Origin of the sequence: Ligilactobacillus pabuli, assembly GCF_022836475.1 — a bacterium.
Lineage (GTDB): Bacteria > Bacillota > Bacilli > Lactobacillales > Lactobacillaceae > Ligilactobacillus > Ligilactobacillus pabuli.
Map to the genome: position 1 here is coordinate 1 of NZ_BQXH01000043.1, position 1,677 is coordinate 1,677.

Sequence of the window (1,677 nt, forward strand, 5' to 3'; positions counted from 1 at the left end):
GACAGATTTATTAGTCCTCGCTGTGCCAGTTTTTCATTTGTTATGGTCACGCACAGTGTTTTACTATGCGCGTTGCGCCAGTACCCTTTGCGAGTATTGACGTAGATTTTCGCCTGCTTGGGACTCATGCCTAATTGAATCAATGCTTTATAACGCGTGCCAATATTCTTCCATTGTTTCCAGATATATTGACGGATGCGTGAACGTAACCATTCGTCAAGATGTTGAAGAAAGGTTTTCATCTTTCCCACTGAATAGTATTGAATCCAGCCCTGCATTTTCTGTTTAATTTCCTTGAGAATTTTATCTAAGCTAACGCCTCGATTTCTCTTAGTAATTCGTTTCAGTTCTTGTTTAACTCTTTGTTTAGGTTTCTTGTGTGGACGTAAATAAGCTCCTTTACGTCCCACACTTAACGAAAAGCCCAAAAATTTAAGTCTTAATGGAGAACCGACTTGCGTCTTTTCTTGGTTGACTTTAACTTTAAGCTTTTCTTCCAAAAACTTTGTGATGCTTGCTAGTACACGTTCACCTGCCCGTTTGCTTTTGACGTATATATTACAGTCATCGGCATAGCGTACAAACTTGTGTCCTCGCTTAGTCAATTCTTTGTCCAACTCATTCAAATAGATATTGGCCAACAATGGTGAAATATTTCCACCTTGTGGTGTACCTTTAATAGACTTTTCAAAGAGCTGACCGTTCATAACACCACTAGTCAAGAACTTCCGAATTAAATGTAGGACCCACGGTTCGCTAACGTAGTTCTCAACGAATTTAATTAGTAAATCATGATTCACATTGTCAAAATAGGATTTTAGGTCAAGGTCTACCACATAGTGGTAACCCTGATTGTAATAACTAACCACTTTACGTACTGCGTCCTGCGCACTACGATGTGGACGAAATCCATAACTATTGTCAGAGAATACTTCTTCAAAGACCGGGGACAGTTGCTGTTGTAGCGCCTGCTGGACCACACGGTCAACGACCGTCGGAATTCCAAGCTTACGCTTTGTACCGTCTGGCTTAGGAATCTCAACTCGTTTAACGGGTTGGGGTTCATAGCTTTCAGTTCGCAAGGCCTCGATTAATTCAAAATTATTCTCTTTCAAGTATGGGCCAAGTTCTTCTACGGACATACCGTCGATTCCTCCGGCCCCTTTATTACGCTTGACATGGACAAAGGCCAGATTTAAATTATTCCGGTCTAAGACCTTCTCACGTAATAAGCCATTTTGAGTTCTCTTTTCGCCAGAAACAACGCTACGCGCTCCTGTTTGCTCTGACCCTTCCAGGGCTACCCTCCGCAGGCAGTCAGCTTTATTTTCTGTTTTCTGCGATTGTCGCATTGTTTCCACCTCCTAGATGAATCAAAATTATTGTTGTTCAGCCCTTCACCATTACTGGCTACTATGGCCTCGGCTGACTTCTGTCATATTCGACTCAACCTTACTGTTGAGCCTGTTCCTGTCAGAAATAACTTCCGACTTGAGGGAACTGCCACGACAGACCTCCCCGGGTAAGGACAGCTAACTTTCACATCAAACCGTTGGCTCTACTGTTACGGTTTCGAGTGGTTAAGGACTTCGGTTTGTTTAGCAACCTCATCCCACCGTTTCCAGCCTTCTAGCCACTTCTTGTTCATCGATTCGATGTTTTGTCTAAGACTTCCTT

Annotated in this window: 1 protein-coding gene; it reads right to left on the bottom strand. The window is 42.7% G+C overall.

Translation table 11 applies throughout. From position 1 onward, the window contains the following. Positions 1 to 1,352: group II intron reverse transcriptase/maturase (gene ltrA / locus LPAF129_RS10985; protein WP_244057167.1), on the bottom strand; the 1,352-nt coding region annotated here is incomplete at its 3' end. Positions 1,353 to 1,677 lie beyond the last annotated feature (325 nt).